The organism is Flavobacterium sp. C3NV, from assembly GCF_046825355.2.
Lineage (GTDB): Bacteria > Bacteroidota > Bacteroidia > Flavobacteriales > Flavobacteriaceae > Flavobacterium.
Genome location: NZ_JBKQBJ020000010.1, coordinates 138,359 through 161,197, shown reverse-complemented (window position 1 = coordinate 161,197; position 22,839 = coordinate 138,359). Strand labels below are relative to the sequence as shown.

The window sequence follows — 22,839 nt, the reverse complement described above, 5'->3', positions numbered from 1 at the left end:
TTAGATTTATGTTTTTGGTGAAAAAGAGATTGCATTACGCAATCTCTTTTTTTTTGCATAATTTTGTGAAAAGACAATTTTAATAGTCTTATTTTAGCAAAAAAGTCCCTAAAAACAAATGCCAAAGATATTACTCATAGAAGATGATATTTCGTTTTGCAAATTATTAGAAAAATTTCTGGTAAAAAAAGCATATGAAGTAACCATTGCTTTCTCTGCAGCAGAAGCAAGATTAGCCATCAAAAAGGAATCCTTCGATTTAATTTTGACAGATCTTCGCTTGCCTGATTCTGACGGTATAGGACTAATGTCTGAATTTAAAACGGCTTATCCTGAAATACCTGTAATTCTTATGACAGGATATTCAGATGTGAATACTGCAGTAAAAGCGATTAAAAACGGCGCTGCTGATTACATTTCGAAACCTTTCAATCCTGATGAGGTTTTACTGGTTATTACCAATGCTTTAAAATCTTCAGAAACAGAAGAAGAAATTCCTGTAAAGGAAAAAAAATCTGTAAAGAAACAAACTGCCAATACTGAAAACGAGTTTGTAAAAGGAATTTCTGTTGCATCCAAAAAATTATTAGATCACATTCATTTGGTTAGTCCAACAGATATGTCGGTTTTGATTATTGGAGAAAGTGGAACAGGAAAAGAAATCATCGCGAAAAGTATTCACCAGCAAAGTTTAAGAAAGAATAATAATTTCATTGCAGTCGATTGTGGAGCGATCCCGAAAGAATTGGCAGCAAGTGAATTCTTCGGACACTTAAAAGGATCTTTTACCGGAGCTATTAGCGATAAAATGGGGTATTTTGAAGCTGCTAATGGCGGAACTCTTTTTTTAGATGAAATAGGGAATCTTTCATACGAAAATCAAATACAGCTTTTAAGAGCGCTTCAGGAACGTAAAATTAAACCTGTTGGGAGCAATAAAGAAATTAATGTTGATATACGTATCATTACCGCTACCAACGAAGATTTGCGCGAAGCAGTAAAAAATGGCGATTTTAGAGAAGATTTATACCATAGAATCAACGAATTTTCGATTCAGTCTCCATCATTAAAAGACAGAGACGAAGATTTAATGGTTTTTGCTGATTATTTCTTAGAAAAAGCCAATCAGCAATTGAATAAAGACATCATCGGATTTTCACCGGAAGTAGTTACTATTTTTCAAAACTACAACTGGCCGGGAAATTTACGTGAACTTCAAAATTGCGTAAAACGCGCTACACTTTTAACTCAGGGCGATTTTATAAAAAGCGATGTGTTACCGGTGGAGTTTTTCCAGATTCAAAAACAACAAACCAGTAATGGTGATTTTTCACTTTCAGAAAACGAAAAAGAAGCTATTATTCATGCTTTATCAAAAGCACAGAATAATAAGTCCGAAGCGGCAAAATTGCTTAAAATTACCAGAAAAACACTTTATAATAAATTAAAGCATTACAATATAGATTAAACTATTTCTGTGTGTAAAGCTTTAAAAAGCACATCTGTTTTTGCTTTCAAAACCTTAAAAATATCGTTTAAATCAGAAGTTTCAAGATCCTTATTTTCTAAGACTTTTAAAATTTCACCAATTTCACGCGCCTGAATTTGCTTGAACATTGGTGCAATTCGGTGTGCGACTGAATTAATTTCGGCTGTGTTTTTGTCGATCATGGCATTCTCTAATAAATTCAGGTTTTCAGAGCTGCTTTCGATAAATGATTTTAAAACTTCTTTTAATGCTGTAGTATCGTTGCCTAGAAATTCTTGCAGTGTTTCCAGCGAATACAATTTAGTACTGGTTTTTTCTTCATGCTCATTAATGTCAACATTGGGTAAGGTGTCATTTTCTAAAATAAGATGAATGGTCTCCAGTAATATTTTTGGCGAATACGGTTTTTGTATTACAGTTGTAAAACCGGCTTCGTTATAAATAGCAGCATCAAGATCAGTTCTTCCTGTAAGTGCAATTACAGGCTGGTTTTTATAAGTGGAATATCCAGAATTTTTTAATTTTTTCAGAAATGCAAAACCGTCCATTTCCGGCATTTGTATGTCTGTAATAATAAAGTCAAAATTGGTGTTCTGAATCGCTTCTAAAGCTTTTATACCGCTATTAAAAGACAGCACCTGATGTTGTTCCTGTCTTAAAACCCCACTTGTCAAATTCAAAAGATTGATATCATCGTCCAGAACAATAAAAGTTTGTTTTTTGGTGTTGCGAACTATAGGTTTTTTAACCTCAGAAACTGTATTCTGACTATTATCAAACTGTAACGGAAGTTGTACTTCAAAAGTACTTCCTTTACCAAATGTACTTTCCAGTTTTAAATCACCACCCAAAATCGAAATTATTTTTTGGCAAATAGACAATCCCAAACCAGTTCCGCCATATTCTTTTTCGATATTTTCATTTGCCTGCGCAAACTCTTCAAAAACTAATTTCTGATTTCCTTTTTCGATTCCTATTCCGGTATCTTCAATTCTAATGGTGTAAAACTTGTCATTCTCCGCAATATATCCGCTAATTTTGATAAAACCTTCTTCGGTAAATTTATATGCGTTTCCAATAATATTACTCAGAATTTGTTTCAACCTAAAAGGATCTCCAACAATTCTCGAATTCAGTTTCTCATCGACATTAATAATAAGATCAATGTTTTTATGTTTGTAAACGGTCTGAATACTTTTGGCGACTTCATCAATAATATCAGGTAATAAAAACGGAACTTTTTCGATGGTAATTTTTCCGGCTTCAATTTTCGAAAAGTCCAGTAAATCCTGAACCAATTGCGTAATATATTCTGATGAGTTTTTTATGTTTTTAATGAAATACGATTGCTTTGTAGTAACATCAGAATTGCCCAAAAGTTCAGAATAACCCACAATAGTACTCAAAGGTGTTTTAAGGTCATGACTTACCGTCGAAATTAACTGTTCGCGGCTTTTAAGCAAATTCTTGGTTTTGAAATTCGCAATTTCGAGTTGTTTTTTATAAACCTGCGATTTCGAATAATCGCTTACAATCAGGATCGAGAAAAACAACGTTAAAACCAAACCAACAATAGCAGAAACGGTTACGATCTCATTGACTTTTTTAAGTGATTTTTCTTTTAGTGAATTGTTTTTTATCGAGTTGATGATAATTTCTCTTTCGATAATTCGAAGTACTTTACGAAGCTGGTCCGAAATGGCAATTTCGTTTTTCAGTAATTTGTTCTCCTCAAAATTCAGTGATTCTTTTTTCTTTTCGGCCTTAATTTTTACATTGCTCAGCAATTTTTTCGAATTGGCCAAAATAGAATCCGATGCTTGTTTGCTCAATGTATTTGTGCTGTCATCCGGAATATTCTGATTAAGATAATCAACATATTTTTGCAGTACATTGCGCTGATAGCTTCCCAATTGATTCGGGTTTTTATTGAAATCCTGAAGTTCTAACTTTCGAAGTTTAAACTCCATTTTGGTAATTTCATCAATAGCAGTATTTACCGATACTTCATCTTCGGCTTTGTTTTTTATCGTTTTTAATTGTCGAATGTTTTTCGTTTTTTCAGACAATAAATACGTAACACTATCCAGTAACGTTTTTTGATATTGAGTGGTAACAATTTGTTTTAAAGTATCGATTCTTGATTTTAAAGAATCGGTTTCGATAAGATAGTTTTTAAAATCTTCTTCAGAATTGTTTTGGATCGTTTTTCGGGCTAAACTTTCTGTTTTATAAACATTCGAAAATAATTTACTTACCCTAAGAATCTTGGTTTTTTCGAAAGCAATTTTATCCTCTAATTTTTTATAAACTACATTTTCAGAATATAAAAACCATCCAACAGTAACTACTAATCCCAAAAGAGCAATGTAACTAAAAAGGACTTTGAGTGCTGTATAACTTTTTTTACTCTCCATAGATTGATATTGTAGGGATTCAGAAGATTTATATTGGGAAATTGCTGCAATTTATTCAAAAAATCTGTTTTAGAAATACAAATAAATGCTAATCTTTTACATAATTAAAAGGTCTGAAAAACAAAATAGCCGTAGATTATATAAAATCTACGGCTATTTTTATGTTTAAATTATTTGATTAAAGTGTCTCGTCTAACCATTTAAAGAATTCACCTTGCCAAACCTGAGCGTTTTGCGGATGTAAAACCCAGTGATTTTCATCAGGGAAATACACAAATCTAGATTTTATTCCTCTTAACTGCGCAGCCTGAAAAGCTTCTTGTCCTTGCCCAATTGGTACACGGTAATCTTTTCCTCCCTGAAAAATCAAGATAGGTTTGTTCCAGTTTTGTACTAAAGTTGCAGGGTTAAAAGTAGTGTACGCTTTTTGCGCTACAGCATTATCTTTTTCCCAGTAAGCACCACCAAAATCCCAGTTGTTAAAGAAAACCTCTTCGGTAGTTCCTAACATACTTACTGTATTGAAAACTCCATCATGAGCGATAAAAGTTTTGAAACGGTTTTTATGAATTCCGGCCAAATAAAATACTGAATATCCACCGTAACTTGCCCCAACGCAACCTAAACGTGATTTATCTACATAACTTTCTTTAGATACATCATCAATTGCCGATAGATAATCGTCCATAACTTGTCCGCCCCAATCTTTACTAATTTGTTCATTCCATTCAACACCATGTCCTGGCATTCCACGACGGTTTGGTGCTACCACAACATAACCTTTAGCAGCCATTAATTGAAAATTCCAACGGAAAGAATATGATTGTGTCAACGGAGATTGAGGTCCTCCCTGACAAAATAATAAAGTTGGATATTTTTTAGAAGCATCAAAATTTGGAGGTAAAATTACCCAAACCAACATTTTTTTACCGTCTGTAGTCGTAACGTAACGTTTTTCTGTTTTGCTTAACGCTAATGTTTTGTACGTTTCAGTATTTACATTAGTCAATTGTTTCCAGCTATTTTTCTTTAAGTTAAAAGCATAAATTTCCGGAGCGTGATTCATGTCATTTCTGGTTACGATAATATCATCTCCCGCAAATCCTACTAAATCATTTACGTCAAAATCTCCTTTTGTTAATTGGCGAACCTGAATCGCAATTCTGGTTAATCCCGGAAAGTTTACCGTAAACAATTGTTTTGTTCCATCAACAGCAGCTACAAAAAATACGTTTTTACCATCTTTACTCCAGATAAAATTATCTACAGTTCCGTCCCAGTTTGCCGTTAAGTTGGTTTTGATTCCTTTAAATTCAACAATAATATCGTTTTTATCAGCTTCATAACCATCACGTTTCATTTGCAGCCAGGTTAAGTTTCCTGTTGGAGAAAATTGCGGTGCTGTGTCGTAACCTAAGTTTTCTTCGGTTCTGTTTGTCGTTTTTTGAGTTTCTAAATTGTACTCATAAATATCTGTATTGGTAGAAATTGCATATTGCGTTCCTGCTTTTTTCTTGCATACATACAAAATACTTTTTCCGTCAGGAGACCAGATATAATCTTCGTCGCCACCAAAAGGTTTTTGCGGAGAATCAAAATTTTCCCCTTTCAAAATGTCAATTCCTTTTGCGCCGTCTTTGTTTTCTTTATAAAAAACGTGGTTAAATTTACCTTCATTCCAGGTATCCCAATGACGATAATCTAAACCATCATAGATTTGAGCATCAGATTTGTCCATTTTTGGATAAAAATCTTTACCTAAAACCTTGTCAATTTTTACTTCTTCATTGTACACTAAAAATTTTCCGTCAGGCGAAACATTTTTGTCGGCCAAAACTTCTTTTGTGTCTTTAATTTCAGTTGCATTTCCGCCATTTACAGGGATAATGTAAAACTTAGAAGACGATTTGTTTTCTTCGATCGAAGGCGTCGAAACCTTAAAAACAACATTTTTCGCATCTTTCGAAAGTCCAAGAGCACTTACTCTTCCTAATTTCCATAACAATTCCGGAGACATCACATTCTGTCCGATAGCGTTTAAACTCATCATTATTAAGGTTGTAAATAATACTTTTTTCATAATAAAATTCTAATATTCGTGGGGCTAAAAATACAACTTTTAAACTCCAAATAGTTAAATTCCAAATCCCAAAAATGTTAAAAATCCCAAAAGTTTATACTAAAGTTTTTCCGTCACGAATTCAAGATTTTTTTTTGATAATTTTTTAAAATGAAAATTCATGAATTCGTGGCGATTGAAAATAAAGTTTTAAATTTATTTCCTAAATTGGAATTTGGAATTCAAAAGATTGGAATTTATTTTAAGATAAAAATGGAATTAAGTTATTGGGAACTTAAAAATTGGTTCACAAATGTTGATTATACCATAGTGGGCAGCGGTATTGTAGGATTACATGCGGCATTACGCTTACGCGAAAGATTTCCTGCAGCAAAAATTCTGGTGTTAGAAAAAGGAATGCTGCCGCAAGGCGCGAGTACCAAAAATGCAGGTTTTGCCTGTTTTGGAAGTCTCTCTGAAATTTTGGAAGATCTCAAAACACATTCAGAAGAAGAGGTAATAAATCTCATCGAGAAACGTTGGAAAGGTTTGCAATTACTCCGAAAAAGATTAGGAGATTCGGCAATTGATTTTAAACCTCACGGCGGATATGAATTGTTTCTGAAAGAGGATGAAAGCGGATTTAGCGAATGTATTTCGAAATTGCCTTTTGTAAATGAAATTTTGAAACCACTTTTTAAAGCCGATGTTTTTTCTAAAGAAGTGGACCGATTTGGGTTTAATAATATTCAGGAATATTTAATTTTTAATCCGTTTGAAGCTCAAATCGATACGGGAAATATGATGCAGGAATTGCTAAAGCAGGCGGTTTCTGAAAACATTTTAATCCTGAATCAGCAAACTGTAACTTCTTATGCTGATTTAGGAAATCAGGTCGAAATTGTACTAAATGATTTTAGTTTTAAATCAAATAAAATACTTTTTGCGACAAATGGTTTTGCAAATATTATTACAAAAGGCGCTGTGCAACCGGCAAGAGCGCAGGTTTTAATTACAGAACCTATTGCAAATTTAGATATAAAAGGCACTTTTCATCTGGATAGAGGTTATTATTATTTCAGAAATATAGACAATAGAATTTTGCTTGGCGGTGGTCGAAATCTTGATTTTGAGACAGAAACAACAACAGAATTTGGCCAGACGAAAATTGTACAAAATAAATTGGAGGATTTACTTAAAAATGTAATTTTACCAAATCAGGATTTCCAGATTGCCCATCGTTGGAGTGGGATTATGGGAATAGGAAACAGTAAAAATCCTGTTGTTGCTCAACTGTCTGAAAACGTGTTTTGTGGAGTGCGTTTAGGCGGAATGGGAGTAGCAATTGGGAGTTTAATAGGAACAGAATTAGCAGATTTAATATAATGGGAGTAACCAAAAGACCGATACCAAAAACAACAACCGCAAACAAATCAACCGGAAACAAACCAAAACCTAAAGCAGCACCAAAAAAAGGCAATCGCTCTTTTGGTGAAAAAGTAAAATGGTTTTTTATTAAACTATGTTTATGGTTCTTCGGAATCTCAATCGCATCTGTGGTATTTTTTAAATATATTCCCGTACCGTTCACACCTTTGATGCTGATTAGGGCAATCGAAAATAAACTCGACGGTAAAGAAGTTTTCTTTGATCACGATTGGGAACCTATTGAGAAAATTTCGATGAATTTACAAAAAGCCGTGATCGCAAGCGAAGACGGAACTTTTTTAAAGCACAATGGTTTTGATTTCAAGGCACTTCAAAAAGCATATAAAAGCAACGAACGCGGACGTAGAATTCGTGGCGGAAGTACGATCTCTCAACAAACCGCCAAGAATGTCTTTTTATGGCAGGGCAAAAGTTATTTCCGTAAAGGTCTCGAAGCTTATTTCACAGTTTTGATCGAAGTAATTTGGGGTAAAGAACGTATTATGGAAGTGTATCTGAATAGTATCGAAATGGGCGACGGAGTTTACGGAGCTTATGCAGCAACAGAACATTGGTACCGCCGCGATGCATCAAGCTTAACGCCAATGCAGGCGGCCGGAATTGCTGCGATATTACCCAACCCAAGAAAATTTAAAGCAACAGGATCTTCAAGTTATATAAACAGAAGAAAAGAACGAATTGTTCGTGAAATGCGCGCGGTTGGAAAAATAAATTATAATGCCAAATAAAAAATCATTTATTGCGCTCTTCGTATTGACAACGGCTTTGGCTTTTGGTCAGGCAAAAACAACAGAGATTGGTTTTATTACCGACAACGATTTATACACATCATCAAAAAATGATATGTATTATACCAATGGTTTAGAGCTTTTTTATCGCTTTTTATCGAAAAATGAGAACCCGAAAATCAACAAGAAGATTACCGAATTTCGTGTTGGACAATATATCTATAATCCGAGGTTTATTAATGCCGAAGCTGTAACGATAAATGATCGCCCTTTTACCGGATATCTTTTTGTCGAAGCGGGAAGAAGTTTTTTTTACGAAAGCGAATCTGTCTTAAAAACCGATTTTCAATTGGGCTTCATGGGACCAAATGCTTTAGGGAAAGAAACTCAGGAAAGTTTTCATCATATTATTGGATATAAAGAAGTTTTTGGCTGGGAAAATCAGTTGCATAATGCTTTTGCTGTTCAGGCGCATGTGATGTATTCGAAAAAAATGTTTCCATCAAAACACAATGATTTTATAGATCTTCATTTTCAGTCAGAAGCAAATGTGGGAACTATTTTTGATGGCGTTTCTACAGGATTCTTAACCCGAATTGGGTTTAAAAAATTACTGCCAATTTATGATTCGAATTTGCATGATGCTTCGGTAAGTTCTGTACCGCAATACAATATCAGGGAATTTTATTTCTACGCAATGCCAAGTGTCAATTATCAGTTTTATGATGCGACGATCGAGGGAAGCATGTTTAGTAATACAAGTCCGTTAACTTTTGAGCTCGAGCCGCTTCGTTTTAATGCAGAGTTTGGTTTAAAATACCGTCACAATAACTTCAATATGTCGTATTCTTTTATTTATAGAGGCAGGGAATTGAGAGATCCGGAGACGAATACCAATTCGGGCTATTTTTACGGATCGATCAGGTTTGGGTATTTGTTGAAGTAGGATTTGCCATGAAAGTTAATGCATAAAAAAACTAAAAATTCTTTAAAAATGATTGATAAAATAACCGGAAGAATTGCGATAACATTATTGGTTTGTGTATTATTTATAGCCTGTACGCCTAAAGCCAAAAGCAATTTCGAAATTGCTCCTGTTGACTTTTTAGATAAGAAATATCAGGAGAATGGTTTTGTTTTACCTGATACTTCAAAAACGGTTCGAACTTATCCATCCTATCTTTCCTCTGATGATCTTGGTGTTTTTACGGTTAATTATATTGGAAAGACAGGGAATGAACAGTTTTTTTGGGAAGCAGATTATATGTTTGGTTTCTTCTCTGAGGAAAATAAAGCTGCAATTGGAAAACCTGAAATAATAGATCAAAAAATAAAAGAGGTTCTAAGAAAGAATTCGAATGAATATTACAAAATTGCAGAGTTCTTTCCTAAAGAAGAAATGGCTGAATACAACAGCCCTGAAGACTTTAAGCTGAAAGACGGTGCTTTGGTTTATTTTTATTTGTATGAGAATAAGAAGTGGGTTTTTATTAAAAAAATAGCATCGAACAAAATAGATAAAAAAGGAATTACGCTGTACAATGATCTGATTTTAGAATATAAATTAAAAGATGCAAAAGCAATTCCAAAAGAATTTCAAGGCGAATTTTCTGTAAATGTTGAAACAGAAGAAACTTCAACCGGAATGGCAAATATCACCTATTATTTTTCAGTTTTAAAAGACAAAGTTTTGTTGAATAAGGATTCTTATCATGAGCCGGTATCATGTATGGGAGCATACAAAGTATTGCAGCATGAAAATGTTTTGGACTTGTTTTATGTCGAGAATGATGATGTTAGATGCAAGCAGATTAATAATACTTTCTCGATAAAAAAAGAAAAAGATAAATATTACGTAAAAGGAGTTGGAGGAGAAGGAACAATCAATGAATGGATCGAATTGACTAAAAGCTAAGTACAACATTCTCTGGCTCGAAATTTGATTTTTCCCATGCAGGTTTTTCCCATACCTGTTAATTCGTAATGTCAAATCAAATATGATAAAAAATTTAAATAGATTAGCTCATCCTGTTTTTCTTGTTTCGTTATTGATTCTTCTTTTAAATGACTTCATATTAAAAACGGTCTTTCATAATTATCTCACCGGAAAATTATCTGATTTTGCGGGACTTCTTGCTTTCCCGTTTTTTTGGAGTGTCCTTTTTCCAAAAAGAACCAAAGAAATTCATATTGCTGTTGCTTTATTTTTTGTTTTTTGGAAGAGTTCCTTTTCAGAAGCTTTTATTGACTTTTTTGGTTTTTATCGCGTTGTAGATTTTTCAGATAATATTGCCTTGATAAGTATTCTGGTTTCGTTTTGGTTATTAAAGCAAGAATCTGTCGTATATAAAGTGCAACCCTTTTTTCTAAAATTTATTTTTCTTCTTTCTTGTTTTTCTTTTGTTGCAACTACGCAGAAACCCCGACCTGAAACATTTGAGGATGGTTTTTCATATCTGTATCTGTACAATCGATCTGATGAAAAGATAACGGTTTTAATAAATTTTAAATTTTCTGAAAATGAAATTGCGACGTATAAAAATCAACAGATCAAAATTCTTATAGATAATTACAAAAGATTTATTAGTCAGGATGAAAAAGAGGATAGATTAGTTTTTAAACCATCTGATTCTATAAGTATTGTAAAGGAAGTAAATGATGAATGGCTGTTAAGACAAAAGCATAGTGTCATACGCTCGATTGTATTGAATACAGGAGCTGAACGATATTTGGCATTGCCTTTGCATATTGCCGATACATTAATAGGTTTTCCTAAAGATTTTAAAATTTCAATTTTAGATAGTAATTCGAAAGCGCTAAAAATCTATGATAAAAAAGCATTTTTTAGTAAAATAGAGAACAAAAAATTAAACGAATTCTCCAGAACAGAAACGTTTAGTTTGACTTTTGGAAAGAAAAGAGAACCTTTAAATAATTCCGATTGTTATGGCAAGTGGGAATCTCGCAGGAAGGGTGATTTTAATAAAATAGAAATCAATTCTGATTATTTTATAAATGATAGTAATGGCGAAGTTTACGATTGTAGTTATAACAATGACACCATTTTTGTTTATTCTCCTCATAGATTATATTTAGGAATTATTAAAAAAGGAACAAAAGACAGTCTTGTAATTTCCTGGGATAATGAACCGGATTTGATTTATGTTAAATCTAAAAAGCCTACGGTTTTGGGGCGTTAACTTTTAGAATTTCCATTTGGTTACAAAACAATCTCTTTGCGGGCACGGATTGCAAGACTGCTCTTATTGGGTTAAAGTGTTCGAAACCTGTTGCTCTGAAAGAGCTTTAGCAATAGCATAGTGCGAAGCACTATGAATAGAATGATGATTATTAGTATTTCAGCCCTGTCAGGGCGAAAGCCTAATTTCAAAAATCATGTTTAACAGAATGTTCTTCTAATAAATACCTTTTTCTTTGAATCTTTATTCTCAATTTTCTTTTGCCCTTTCAGGGCAATTTCCACTTTTGATTTAATTCGTAGTGCGTTGCACTACGCTATTGCTTTTAGGGCTTTCAGCCCATTTTACAAGTTTCGAATACTGATGATTGCAAATTTGCGCTGATGATCTCTTTTTGTGTATAAATCACAAAATTAAAATGCTGGAAAATTGCTCTGAAAGAGCATTAGCAATAGCATAGTGCGAAGCGCTATGACTAAATGAAGGATTATTGTTTAAGCCCTGTAAGGGCGAAAGCCTAATCCCAAAGAAAACGTTCATCATATTTTACTTGGTATTTATTTAAAAAAGCCAGTAGTTCTTCTTTAAATGTATGTTTTTTATGATGTTCTTCTTGATTTTTAATGTACTGTGTTACTATTTCTAGTTGTGATGGATTGACAGAAAAAATACCATAGCCATCTTGCCAATAAAAATTCACGTAATTTTTATCTATCGTTTTTATCCATTTTGAAGATTGTTTTTTTACTTCTTCTACCAATTTCATTTGAGTAATCTTTTTAGACAACAAGCATAAGATATGTACGTGATCTTTATATCCTCCAATCTGAATTGGGTTGCATTCTAATCCTTTGCAGATTCCGCCAAGGTATTGCCATAATCGCTCTTGTATAGTATGATCAATAAATGGGTGACGTCCTTTGGTGCTAAATGTTAAATGAACATATACTTTTGATAGTGATTGCGACATATTGATTTTTGCTTTGGCCCTTTCAGGGCAATATTCACGATTGGTTTTAGTTCGCAGTGCGTTGCACTACGCTATTGCTTTTGGGCTTTCAGCCCACTTGCTATGGTTGTTTCTAATTTATGATTGATAACTTTGTTTTATTGGAAGGTTCGGTTATTCTGATATTATTTTGTGTTTAAATAATTAAATATAATCTATATTAGTAAAAATAGATTAATTCCATTTTCTGCTCTTCCTCTAAAAGTCATTTTTTAGCCAAAATAAGTTATGTTTTTAAACTACTATTCTATCCATCAAAAAAGCCACTCTCTTTAGAATGGCTTTTTTAATTTTATGTCAAATGACTATTTCTCTTTCAATAAACGGGATTATTAAATCACCACTCCATAAAAACAATAAAATGATTGTCCGGATCTTTTAGAAAAAGCGCTTTTCCGCCGGGATAATCCCAAGGGCCAGAAAATGTACCAGGCTGCATTTTTTCTACGTCAGATTCATCGCTTTGCGGAAGCTGGTTTTTTATGAGACGATTGTATACATCATTTATATCTGCTTCGTTTATTTCGATATTTCCTTCGTTAAGGGGTTTTTGTAAAGTGCTTATTTTTAATTCGGTATGATTATCAAGTGGTACAAAGAAAGTTTTTACTTTGTTGGAAAAGGTTTCGTTTTTGAGATTAAAAACTTTTTGATAAAAATCAAATGAGACTTCGAGGTTTGAACAATAAAGCCAGAAAGAAATTTTCATGTAAATGTTTTAATTAAATTATTGGGTAATGAAACTAAAAAAAGTTCTAATAAAAACTAAAACTTCTAGTTTAGCCCCGATCGAGGCGGTATCCTTTTTACTGCTTCTTTAGCAGGAAAAAGATATAGCTGAGAGCGGGACAATTGGTCTTTTTGAAAATGAATTTTTCTGCTTCTGATTTTCTAAATTATGAATTTAATGTCGGTTATCGCATTGAATATAAATGTCTTCGTTTGATTTGTCGATCAGCGAAATGGCAGGACAGCCAAAAGATTCATATTGAAAACCAAATACAACCGGCGGTTTGTTTTTAAAGAGTTTACCTGTGTATTGATCAAATGAGTTATCTCCGTTTTCGCCGTTGAGAGGGGCGGGTGAGGTGCCTTCGCTTTGGCTGTAAAGCTTTTCAATTATGATTTCTTTGGTTTTAGAATTGGTTACCAAAAGGCGTCTGGCATAAATTATTTTATCACTATCGAGATAGTCTTGTAAAAAATATTGATAAGTAGCTGTGTTATATAAATATGTATTGCCAGCAACGGTGCTTTTTAAGAGCGCACGATCTTCTTTTTTCATAGGTTTAGAGGGATAATCTTTACCAGGAATTTTTTTCCAGACAATTGGTTTTAAGGGTTCGTTTGCAAACGGATTTTCTTTGCCTGCATAAACGATCACATCAGAATAATAATCGCTAAAACCTTTTAAACTTTGTTTACTGATTTCGAACCCAATCATGTAGTAATATTTGGGATAAGGCCAGTCCTCTTCGGATGAATAACCGTTTAGCCATGCAGCCGCTTTAAGATTTTTTATGGCAAATGAAGCCAGTTTGTTTTTGGCATAATCATAGACAAATAAAGAATCGGTTTCGGAAATATTGGTTTTGGATAAAAAACGATTTCTGTATTTTTTTTCTAAGGTGAAATATTTTGCAGCCTTTTTTTCCATTTTTTCGATATTGGGCAAAGCAAGTGTGTCTGAAGCCGTATCGTCGAGCGGGTAAATGTCTGAAAGGGAAACAAAAGCTACATCAGTACTGTCTCTGTAAGTAAGGGTAAATAAATTGATGCTTTCTTTTCTGGGAAGTTCCTCGTTTTGTACAGAGTCGTTTTGGGTTGTTGCTGTTTTGTTGGCCTGAGGTTTATTGCTTTTAGTTTCCTGTTTGTTGTTGCAGGAAAGCAGGAAAATAAATGAGGCAACTGTAATTGCTTGTATTTTTAGATTCATAAATTTGGGAAGTTAGTTTTTTATCTATTTTGAAATAATTATAAAGAAATATACGATTGATAATACTAATATAATTGCACCAATAGTAAGAAGTACATCATCCTGAGCGGTTTCGATGCTTTTTTTGGCCAAATAAAAGCGATTAAATAACATTCCGACTTCATAGCAAACCAGGAATGCTATTATGGTTAATATGCCGTAAAGTTTTTCTAATCCGCCGCTTCCGCTAAAGGCTCCTTCGTGCGCAAACCAGCTTACAATAACTACCAGCGGAACAATCAATAATGCTGATTTTATAAGTATTGGACTGCCTTTCCAGAACAATAATGCGATCAGTGCTATTATAGGTACGAGTAACCAACGGAGTAATAATGTCATATTGTTTTGTTTTTAGTTCAATTCAATTTGTTTTTATATTCAGGACTTCCCCGGTATTTTTGTTGAAGGTAATGGTTTTGTTTGGGCCGCCATAAAATAGGGTAAGTGTAAGTGTGCTATCAGTTTCTTGATTAAAAATAATATCTTTTGCTGTTCTGATTTTTACATTTAGATTATCGTTCATAAGTTGATAATCGGTACTTTTTAATATTCTTTTTTCCAATAAACCATGTTTCTCTATTACTTCAAGCCACGGTGGGGTCATTGCACTGTAGCTTACAATTTGCGCTCTGTATTTTTCATTTAGATTTCTATCTATCATTAATCCTAGTGGTGTAGTCGAAAGTATCCATGCATAAAAAGGCATCATTAACGGTAAAATGCTGAGTATTATGGCTAATATAATTCCTCCCAAAAGTAATTTTGCCATTATTTTTTTCCAAAATAGTACAATCACCACAAAGTTGGTTACAAACCACAGCCAATAGAGAACCACATCGCTGTAATAGCCTCGTAAACTAATGAGTTCATAATAATACAACAGGCAATCTATTGCCAGTAGCAAACTAAGAATCAGATAAACTCTTAAAACTATTGTAGATTTTTTATTTTGGCTCATGACTTTTTAAGATATAATTTAAACCAAATATTGTGGGAATTGATAAAACTAACACCGGCAAAATTGAAACCGAAAGGGTGTAATAAAGTTCTTCGTTGAAAGCATAGGTACTCCAGGACGATTCGCGATCGACAAAAACGGTATAATTCCAGAAAAACCAAACTGAAATTAAGAACATAAATTGAATGATGATTTTTAAATATTTGTTTTTAATGAGGGAAAGAAAAAGAAATACAATGGTCAAAAAGATAGTTGTAAACAATGAAATTAAATAAGCATCATCAAAAAACGAAGCATCCGGATTGCCACTTGACATTCGTCCGGAAAATTCGCCAACAGCCCAGTAAATCTCTAAAAGGGTGCTTATGAAAAATAGCAAGCCAATTGATAAAGGCTTTTTTAGATTTTTAAACATTTTGGTCAGGAGGAAATTATAAGATGTTGTATTCACGGTATTTTGGGGTATTATTTTGCTTAGCTTTCAAGTAAATTAAAAACCAAGTGGCATTTTGCAGTTATAAATATATAAAAAAAGATGTCTAATAAATTAAAACCTCTAATCTAGCGCTGATCGAAACCTGCCATCTGGACACAAATATTAAACACTAATTTCACAAATTTGCACAAATTTTAATGGTCAGCTTAGTTTGTGGAATTAATTTCACAAACTAATTAGTGGCAATTAGTGAAATTCGTGTTTATTTTTATACTTATGGCCCGAAGATAGGATACAGTGTACAGTGGGACAATTGGTGTTTTGAAAGCAAAACTTTCTGCTCCTGAATTTTATAATACTAAGGCTTAACCTTTTGATAATATTCTGTAAGTTTAAAATCTTAACTTTAATAAAAAATTAAAGTCATGGAAATCAATTGGGTAATAATAGGAATTGTAGTTGCAGTGGCGATTATTTTAGTCGTGTTGACCACAAAAAAGAATCAGAAAGAGAAAAAGAAACTAACAGATTTGCTGAATAATGATTTTAAGAAACCGGAAGAAGACGAACCGAATTTTGATGATGCGGCAAATGAAAAGTAAAAACAGTGGTCTGAATAAAACTAAAAACCCTTGCAGGATTGTTCTACAAGGGTTTTTTATGTTTTAATTGTTGGAATATTAAAGTTTTGTAAATGTTCCTGTAAAGAAACCTTCAACATCTATTTTTCTGTCGGATATTTGAATGATGGTAAATTTCATTCGATAATCGATATTGTAATTGTATTTTAAACTGTAGTAATTAGCGTAAGCTGTTTCCTGGATATTTGGGTTTCCAAAATTCTTCTCATAATAGGCAATTTCTTCGTTGGCAGAATTAGCGGGATTTCCGTATTCATTAAAAATTACATTGTTTGCTGTGAACGTTATTTTGTCACCTTGAGTGTTAGTCCACGTACCCAATAACCAATTTGGAGGATCAAAATACATGTATGTATCATTGGTAAATACATCCTCATGATTTGTATCGTCTTTAGAACAAGAAGTAATAAAGATCAGAGCAAATAATAAAATTAGTTTTTTCATGTCTTATTTATTTTAAACAAATAAATGAAGAGAAAATCTATAAAAGAGACTGTATAGGTTTTGATTGTAATAGTTTACGACAATTTATAAAAATAGAAAAGCAATAGTGGTTTGGGTTAATAATCCTTATTTTATGGATTTAAAAAGCGTTTCAATTGTCGATGTTTTTTGATTGATTACAATCAATTGACTTTTATCGTTTAATAAAATCATGTGTGCAAATTCCTTGTTGGCATTAGCCTTCCAGTTTTTTAATTCCAGGAATTCATTTTTTAATAATTTGATCTTTTCGGTACTGTTTTTTGAGATAATGATCACTTTTGTAAGTGATGTTTTTTTCATCTTTTCGATGCTGGCTTCGGTAATTTGATATTCTCCTTCGGTTCTGGAACGATAACGATACATTTTTCTTATGGCATTAATATCGTCTTCGTTTTCGGTAAGGACATATCGGTAACTCATTATGTTATTGAGTTCGTTTATCCAGTCCGGAAAATTTACTTCGTAGAGATTGATGTAACTGTCGATAAAGTTTTTATCCATAGGTTTCTTTTGGTCGATATATTCTGTTACTAAGGGATAAATTTGCTTTGCCATAAGGCTGATGTATTTTTTATTATACCAATCTCCGGGATCAATTTGTCCGTCTAGTTTTCCGTAAACATAACCATTTCCTAATGCTGTTGCCAGAGCTTCGTTCATAAGCTGATAAGCATAATTACTGTATTTTGATTTACTTTCTTTAAAATATTGATCAATTTGGGTTTTTACTTCAAGTGATTGCTCGTCATAAATAATATGATACGTTTCGTGCAGCATCACACTAAATAAATCTTTGTGGGATTTTAGGTCAGTTTGTACTGCGCTAATAAAATTGTTGCAAAATGCTTGCGCTGTAAATCCCTCAGAATTGGGTAGGGGATAAAAAGCTATTTCGAAAGGAATTGAATTATCCCAACTGGAATTGTAAAATGTTAGACCTGTTTGAAAGTAGTTTTCGATATTATGCTCGTTAGAATATTTTTTAATTTCTTCGACTTGTTTTTCGAATTTTTCTTTGTTCGGATTATAAATTAGTTCGTTGTAAATTGGGGTAAATGCTGAAATACTTTCTGCAAAATCACTCAACGTTTTGCTGGAAATAAAGCCAATAGTTCGAAGTTTGAAATCTGTTAGGTTTTCGGTTTCAATCAGATTTTTTTTCACGATGTCTTCCGTTTGCATTGTCTTTTTTGAACCGAAAGGATATTCGTCAAACCGATAACTGTAATAGATATTTAATTTATCAAAGTTTGAAATGATAGTTTTATATTTTTCGGTATTGTATTTTGATTTTTCGAATTCGGTTTTAAAAACATTTTCAGGGTAATTATCAGAGAGACTTTGTAAAAAAACAAAAACTGCCAATTGCTCAGAATATTTAATCTTAAAGGTTGGTTTTTGCGCAAATCCTAAGGTTGTTAAAAATAAAAATAGAAGTAAGATTTTATTTTTCATACGGTTGGTTCTGGTTTATGTTATTGGTTGTCTGTTTTGTAAATGAAGCAAAATGTTCTTTTATGCTGAAATTTGTCCTGTTTAATGTTATCTATAGACGAATTGTTTGACGAATTGTTACAGAGGTTAAATTAAGATAATTTGATGACAACTTAAGAAGTTAAATATGATCTTGTGTAAAACAGCTCTAATCTAAACAAGTTTTGTATTGAATAAGGATGTAGTAGAAATAAAAAAAGTCTATAAATAATAAATTATAGACTTAAAATAGGTTTGTGGAGAATACCGGATTCGAACCGGTCACCTTCCCGATGCATCGGGATACTCTAGCCTTTTGTTTGTATTAATGTTTCGATGTATTTCCTGCTTTTCATTTTTTTAATTTGCAATTCTCTTTTGCAGGCTTCGCTGCGGGTCAGAAAAGTTTCAAAATATTTTAATTCCCAGTCTTTGACGATTTTGGTAAACTTACTTCTGCTGTTTAAATGATCTTGTAAGCGTTGTTCAATATTTTGACAAGACCCAATATAATATTTATTAAGTGAGGTTGAAAATAAGATATAAGTGTAAAACATTGTTTCTATAAATGAAAATACCCAAACATATGTTTATGTTTGGGTATTTTTTTATTGTAAAATATTTGTGGAGAATATCGGATTCGAACCGATCACCTCTTGCCTGCCAGGCAAGCGCTCTAGCCAAATGAGCTAATCCCCCTTTTTTGTAAACTTTAGAATTTGCATTCGAATCGGTCACCTTCCCGATCAGATCGGGATACTCTAGCCAAATGAGCTAATCCCCCAAAGCGATAGCAAATAAAGTCAATTAATTTTCAAAAAACAAATTTCAAATCGCGTTCAGGCGAAATTATTTTTCAAAACCGTAACTTTACGATCAAATTTATTTTTATGAGTTCAGAAAATCAAAACGGTTCTTTACAAACTGTCTTTAATAATGCTGTTGCAAAAGTGCAATTTGGTCATCCGGCGAGTAATTCTTTTCCAAGGGAATTATTGGATCGATTAACAACCGAAATCAATTCTTTAAGTCTTAACGAAACTGTTTCGGTGATTATTTTACAAAGCGAGGGATCCAGAGTATTTTGTTCCGGTGCTTCGTTTGATGAACTTCTGCAGGTAGAAAATGAGGAGCAGGGAACTGAATTTTTCTCTGGTTTTGCTCATTTGCTAAATGCCATGCGCAATTGCTCTAAACTTATTATTGGACGTGTTCAGGGAAAAGCTGTTGGTGGTGGTGTCGGAATTATATCGGCTTGCGATTATGTTTTGGCAACTCCTGAATGTGCTGTAAAATTATCAGAACTGGCAATTGGTATTGGTCCGTTTGTGATTGAGCCTGCCGTTTCCCGTAAAATAGGAAAAGCTGCAATGGCCGAAATGGCACTGGCTGCACACGAATGGAAATCGGCAGAGTGGGCTTTAGCAAATAAACTGTTTTCTGAAATTCACAAGGCAGAAGATCTTGATCATGCAGTTGCCAATTTTGCTGAAAAACTAAGTTTGTATAATCCTGAAGCTTTGCAGGAAATGAAGAAAATTATTTGGGAAGGAACGGAGCATTGGGAATCGTTACTTATAGAACGTGCTGCTATTACCGGAAAATTGGTTTTGTCTGATTTCGCCAGGGAAGCCTTAACTCAATTTAAAAAATAAAAAAAAATAAAATTCCAAATAGGAAATTCCAAATTCCAATAGTATTGAGTTGGCTATTGGAATTTGGAATTTAAATATTGGAATTTTTGAGCTTAAAATTATCAGTATGTATATCATTTCATTATTTCAAAAAGTCGATGTCGCAGAGAAAATTAAAACCGCTCCTGACGGCAGTTATCAGATAGGGGTGATCATCGGATCGTTCATTCCTTTCGTAGTTTTGATTCTAATTGCATATTGGATGTATAACAGAGCTAAAAAAAGAGATGAAAACGGTTATTAATTTGTAAATTTGCAACCTAAAATTCAAATCGATGAGTAATATCAGAATTACAAAGCAATTTAGTTTCGAAACCGGGCATGCTTTGTACGGTTACGACGGAAAATGCAAAAACGTTCACGGGCACAGTTATAAATTATCGGTAACGGTTATTGGTTCGCCAATCACAGATCGATCGAATGTGAAATTCGGAATGGTAATTGATTTTTCGGACTTAAAGAAAATTGTAAAAGAAGAAATCGTCGATCAGTTTGATCATGCAACGGTTTTTAACGAAACTACGCCGCATATCGAATTGGCGAATGAATTGAAAAATCGTGGTCATCACGTAATTTTAGTAGATTATCAGCCAACAAGCGAAAACATGGTGGTTGATTTTGCAGATAGAATCATTGCGCGTTTGCCAAAGGATATCTCTCTTTTCTCTCTTAAACTTCAGGAAACAGAATCATCGTTTGCAGAATGGTACGCGAGCGATAATGTTTAAAATTCCAATAAAAAAATCCAAATTCCAATTGAGCGTTTAACTCATAACTCTTAATTCCTAACTCATAACTTCAATGAAGAAAGTATATTTTGCTTCTGATCAGCATTTTGGTGCTCCAACGCCTGAGTTGAGTTTGCCGCGTGAACAAAAATTTGTGGCCTGGCTGGATGAGGTGAAACAGGATGCAGAAGCTATTTTTTTATTAGGTGATTTATTCGATTTTTGGTTCGAATATAAAACAGTTGTTCCAAAGGGGTTTGTACGCGTTTTAGGTAAACTGGCTGAAATTCGTGATAGCGGAATCCCGATTTATTTTTTCGTGGGAAATCACGATTTATGGATGAACGATTACTTTCAAACCGAATTGAATATTCCGGTATATCATGATAATAAGGAATTTACTTTTAACGGAAAAACATTCCTGATTGGTCACGGCGACGGAAAAGGTCCCGGCGATAAAGGATATAAGCGAATGAAAAAGGTATTTACAAATCCGTTTTCTAAATGGCTTTTTCGTTGGTTACATCCGGATGTTGGCGTAAGTTTAGCCCAATATTTATCAGTTAAAAACAAATTGATTTCAGGTGCCGAAGATGTAAAATTTTTAGGCGAGGAAAACGAATGGCTGGTTTTATACGCCAAACGCAAACTCGAAACCCAACATTACAATTACTTTATTTTTGGTCATCGTCATTTACCTATGATTATAGACGTTGGTCAAGATGCCAAATATGTAAATCTGGGTGACTGGATTGGTTATTTTACCTATGGCGTTTTTGACGGAGAAACTTTTGAACTTAAAAAATTCGGCGAATAATTGTTTTTTATTTTGCTGGATAAATCCCGATTTTGTGTGTTCTTAAAATATAATTCGACATTTCTTTGGTGTTAGAAATTTGAAATTTAATAGCATTCGACATTTTCTTAGGCATGTGGCACTCGACACAATTATTAGCCAGCAAACTTCCTGACATCGTTTTTAGCGTTGTTGCGTTGTGTTTTAAAACCTGATGACAGCTCATGCAAATTTTAGAGTATGAAGCTAAGTTTTTAGAAGCATTTTCATGTGGATTATGACAGGTAATACAATCCATTTTTTCGCTTTTGATAAAACATTTGCTTTGCGACATTAAATGAAATTGATTGCCATGTACGTCAAATGTTGTGTCATTAGCATTTCTGGTACTTCTGTAAAACTCAGATAAATTGTCTCCGGGCTTAAACTCAAAGCGGGATTTCATTTTCATTCCGTCATTTCCCGAATGACAAAGTGCACAAGCATCTAACTTTTGTTGTCTGTTTAATGTTTTATAGCTTACAATGCTATTGGCTACTTTTATATTTGGATTTTTCAGATGAAAATCAGAATGTTTTTTTGCAGGTCCGTGGCAGCGTTCACAATCAATTCCGTAAACAATAGTTTTTTTATCAATTACATCTTCAACTTCTGCAGATAGAAAATTTACCTCTTCAGGTTTCTGGTTTACACTTCTGCTGCTTATGTTCGAACTGTGACAACCATAACAATCTTTTATAACCTTTCGGTCAAAATAAGGCTTGTCAGCAGGAAAGCCCGGACTTGTTGCCCAGCTATTTATTGCATTATAATAAGAAAGTGGCAATTCGTAGGTATTATTGTTTCGCCAATAAACTGATGTTTGTGCATGTTTAGTACCAAAAACGATTTCAAAGCGATGTGCCTGAACTTCCTTTCCGTTTTTATATAAAACCTGATATAAACTGTCATTGCGTTTCTCCATGACCAGTTTAGTGTCTTTGTCGTAAATAAAAGTGTGGTTTTTTTCGTCGAAATCGCCAAGGACATTTCCTAAAACAGCAGGTGCAGTTGCTTTAAAATGCGAACTTTTTAACGCCATGTCGTATTCTACCTTATGGCATTGAATGCAGCTTTCGGAACCCGCATAATCAGGACCTCGCGGATCAATATATTCGTCGGATTTATTATTGCAGTTCGAAAAGAAAACTGCCAAAAAAATAAGGATAAAAAGTATTCTGGTTTTTTTCATTGCTGTAAATATACTTTTTTTTGAAGAAAATCAAAATATATTTCAATAATGAAAAAATGTTGTTAAAATA

At 33.3% G+C, this 22,839-nt stretch carries 23 protein-coding genes and 1 tRNA gene; 11 read left to right on the top strand and 13 right to left on the bottom strand.

Going from position 1 to position 22,839, the window contains the following annotated elements; translation table 11 throughout:
* Positions 1 to 118: 118 nt before the first annotated feature.
* On the top strand, positions 119 to 1,468 hold the full coding sequence (locus ACIDC4_RS15585) for a sigma-54-dependent transcriptional regulator (protein ID WP_412043478.1): 1,350 nt from the start codon (positions 119 to 121) through the stop codon (positions 1,466 to 1,468).
* Here ACIDC4_RS15585 and ACIDC4_RS15580 read toward each other — a convergent pair.
* Together ACIDC4_RS15580 and ACIDC4_RS15575 are read right to left on the bottom strand one after the other, a co-directional pair.
* Positions 1,465 to 3,906 carry an ATP-binding protein gene (locus tag ACIDC4_RS15580; RefSeq protein ID WP_412043477.1) on the bottom strand — a complete coding sequence of 814 codons (2,442 nt, stop codon included), beginning with the start codon at positions 3,904 to 3,906 and terminating at the stop codon, positions 1,465 to 1,467. The two genes, ACIDC4_RS15585 and ACIDC4_RS15580, sit on opposite strands and share 4 nt — an antisense overlap.
* A 178-nt stretch (positions 3,907 to 4,084) precedes the next feature.
* Complete coding sequence (locus ACIDC4_RS15575; protein WP_412043476.1) at positions 4,085 to 5,986, bottom strand: S9 family peptidase; 1,902 nt, start codon at positions 5,984 to 5,986, stop codon at positions 4,085 to 4,087.
* Between the two features lie 252 nt (positions 5,987 to 6,238).
* On the opposite strand from ACIDC4_RS15575, the gene ACIDC4_RS15570 reads away from it, so the two are divergent.
* From ACIDC4_RS15570 to ACIDC4_RS15550, 5 genes are all read left to right on the top strand, one after another.
* On the top strand, positions 6,239 to 7,351 hold the full coding sequence (locus ACIDC4_RS15570; protein ID WP_412043524.1) for an NAD(P)/FAD-dependent oxidoreductase: 1,113 nt from the start codon (positions 6,239 to 6,241) through the stop codon (positions 7,349 to 7,351).
* A complete protein-coding gene (gene mtgA, locus ACIDC4_RS15565; RefSeq protein ID WP_412043475.1) occupies positions 7,351 to 8,142 on the top strand; it encodes a monofunctional biosynthetic peptidoglycan transglycosylase in 792 nt (263 codons plus the stop codon). The genes ACIDC4_RS15570 and mtgA overlap by 1 nt, the downstream gene beginning before the upstream one ends.
* Positions 8,132 to 9,088: a lipid A deacylase LpxR family protein gene (locus ACIDC4_RS15560; protein WP_412043474.1), complete on the top strand. Its 957-nt coding sequence runs from the start codon at positions 8,132 to 8,134 to the stop codon at positions 9,086 to 9,088. Before mtgA ends, ACIDC4_RS15560 begins: the two co-directional genes overlap by 11 nt.
* 48 nt (positions 9,089 to 9,136) lie before the next feature.
* Positions 9,137 to 10,057 carry a hypothetical protein gene (locus tag ACIDC4_RS15555; RefSeq protein ID WP_412043473.1) on the top strand — a complete coding sequence of 307 codons (921 nt, stop codon included), beginning with the start codon at positions 9,137 to 9,139 and terminating at the stop codon, positions 10,055 to 10,057.
* An 82-nt stretch (positions 10,058 to 10,139) separates the two neighbouring features.
* Positions 10,140 to 11,342, top strand: a complete 1,203-nt coding sequence (locus tag ACIDC4_RS15550; RefSeq protein WP_412043472.1) for a hypothetical protein — start codon at positions 10,140 to 10,142, stop codon at positions 11,340 to 11,342.
* Positions 11,343 to 11,859: 517 nt separating this feature from the next.
* On the opposite strand, the gene tnpA is transcribed toward ACIDC4_RS15550, so the two are convergent.
* From tnpA to ACIDC4_RS15520, 6 genes are all read right to left on the bottom strand, one after another.
* Positions 11,860 to 12,312: an IS200/IS605 family transposase gene (gene tnpA / locus ACIDC4_RS15545; RefSeq protein ID WP_230033471.1), complete on the bottom strand. Its 453-nt coding sequence runs from the start codon at positions 12,310 to 12,312 to the stop codon at positions 11,860 to 11,862.
* 376 nt (positions 12,313 to 12,688) lie between these two features.
* Positions 12,689 to 13,060, bottom strand: coding sequence for a VOC family protein (locus tag ACIDC4_RS15540; RefSeq protein WP_412043471.1), 372 nt, complete (start codon positions 13,058 to 13,060; stop codon positions 12,689 to 12,691).
* Positions 13,061 to 13,255: 195 nt separating this feature from the next.
* Positions 13,256 to 14,287 (bottom strand): oxidoreductase, encoded by a 1,032-nt coding sequence (locus tag ACIDC4_RS15535; RefSeq protein WP_412043470.1) that lies wholly within the window; start codon positions 14,285 to 14,287, stop codon positions 13,256 to 13,258.
* A 24-nt stretch (positions 14,288 to 14,311) separates the two neighbouring features.
* Complete coding sequence (locus ACIDC4_RS15530; RefSeq protein WP_412043469.1) at positions 14,312 to 14,665, bottom strand: hypothetical protein; 354 nt, start codon at positions 14,663 to 14,665, stop codon at positions 14,312 to 14,314.
* A gap of 22 nt (positions 14,666 to 14,687) precedes the next feature.
* Positions 14,688 to 15,284: a hypothetical protein gene (locus ACIDC4_RS15525; RefSeq protein WP_412043468.1), complete on the bottom strand. Its 597-nt coding sequence runs from the start codon at positions 15,282 to 15,284 to the stop codon at positions 14,688 to 14,690.
* Complete coding sequence (locus tag ACIDC4_RS15520) at positions 15,271 to 15,735, bottom strand: hypothetical protein (RefSeq protein WP_412043467.1); 465 nt, start codon at positions 15,733 to 15,735, stop codon at positions 15,271 to 15,273. Before ACIDC4_RS15520 ends, ACIDC4_RS15525 begins: the two co-directional genes overlap by 14 nt.
* A gap of 410 nt (positions 15,736 to 16,145) precedes the next feature.
* On the opposite strand from ACIDC4_RS15520, the gene ACIDC4_RS15515 reads away from it, so the two are divergent.
* Entirely contained in the window at positions 16,146 to 16,322 is a 177-nt protein-coding gene (locus ACIDC4_RS15515; protein WP_412043466.1) for a hypothetical protein, read from the top strand.
* A 78-nt stretch (positions 16,323 to 16,400) separates the two neighbouring features.
* On the opposite strand, the gene ACIDC4_RS15510 is transcribed toward ACIDC4_RS15515, so the two are convergent.
* The 4 genes from ACIDC4_RS15510 to ACIDC4_RS15495 form a co-directional block, all read right to left on the bottom strand.
* Positions 16,401 to 16,805 (bottom strand): hypothetical protein, encoded by a 405-nt coding sequence (locus ACIDC4_RS15510; protein WP_412043465.1) that lies wholly within the window; start codon positions 16,803 to 16,805, stop codon positions 16,401 to 16,403.
* Positions 16,806 to 16,931: 126 nt separating this feature from the next.
* Positions 16,932 to 18,302 carry a hypothetical protein gene (locus ACIDC4_RS15505; protein ID WP_412043464.1) on the bottom strand — a complete coding sequence of 457 codons (1,371 nt, stop codon included), beginning with the start codon at positions 18,300 to 18,302 and terminating at the stop codon, positions 16,932 to 16,934.
* A 326-nt stretch (positions 18,303 to 18,628) separates the two neighbouring features.
* Positions 18,629 to 18,877: a GIY-YIG nuclease family protein gene (locus ACIDC4_RS15500; protein WP_412043463.1), complete on the bottom strand. Its 249-nt coding sequence runs from the start codon at positions 18,875 to 18,877 to the stop codon at positions 18,629 to 18,631.
* A 68-nt stretch (positions 18,878 to 18,945) separates the two neighbouring features.
* Positions 18,946 to 19,019, bottom strand: a tRNA-Ala gene (locus ACIDC4_RS15495).
* Between the two features lie 191 nt (positions 19,020 to 19,210).
* On the opposite strand from ACIDC4_RS15495, the gene ACIDC4_RS15490 reads away from it, so the two are divergent.
* The 4 genes from ACIDC4_RS15490 (at position 19,211) to ACIDC4_RS15475 (ending at position 21,559) form a co-directional block, all read left to right on the top strand.
* Positions 19,211 to 19,975 carry an enoyl-CoA hydratase/isomerase family protein gene (locus tag ACIDC4_RS15490; protein WP_412043462.1) on the top strand — a complete coding sequence of 255 codons (765 nt, stop codon included), beginning with the start codon at positions 19,211 to 19,213 and terminating at the stop codon, positions 19,973 to 19,975.
* A 106-nt stretch (positions 19,976 to 20,081) separates the two neighbouring features.
* Positions 20,082 to 20,258 (top strand): hypothetical protein, encoded by a 177-nt coding sequence (locus tag ACIDC4_RS15485; protein WP_412043461.1) that lies wholly within the window; start codon positions 20,082 to 20,084, stop codon positions 20,256 to 20,258.
* A gap of 31 nt (positions 20,259 to 20,289) precedes the next feature.
* Positions 20,290 to 20,742 carry a 6-pyruvoyl trahydropterin synthase family protein gene (locus ACIDC4_RS15480; protein ID WP_230033446.1) on the top strand — a complete coding sequence of 151 codons (453 nt, stop codon included), beginning with the start codon at positions 20,290 to 20,292 and terminating at the stop codon, positions 20,740 to 20,742.
* A gap of 73 nt (positions 20,743 to 20,815) precedes the next feature.
* Complete coding sequence (locus tag ACIDC4_RS15475; protein WP_230033444.1) at positions 20,816 to 21,559, top strand: UDP-2,3-diacylglucosamine diphosphatase; 744 nt, start codon at positions 20,816 to 20,818, stop codon at positions 21,557 to 21,559.
* A gap of 7 nt (positions 21,560 to 21,566) precedes the next feature.
* Here the strand turns inward: ACIDC4_RS15475 and ACIDC4_RS15470 are convergent, their stop codons facing one another.
* On the bottom strand, positions 21,567 to 22,769 hold the full coding sequence (locus ACIDC4_RS15470) for a cytochrome c3 family protein (protein WP_412043460.1): 1,203 nt from the start codon (positions 22,767 to 22,769) through the stop codon (positions 21,567 to 21,569).
* Positions 22,770 to 22,839: the final 70 nt, after the last annotated feature.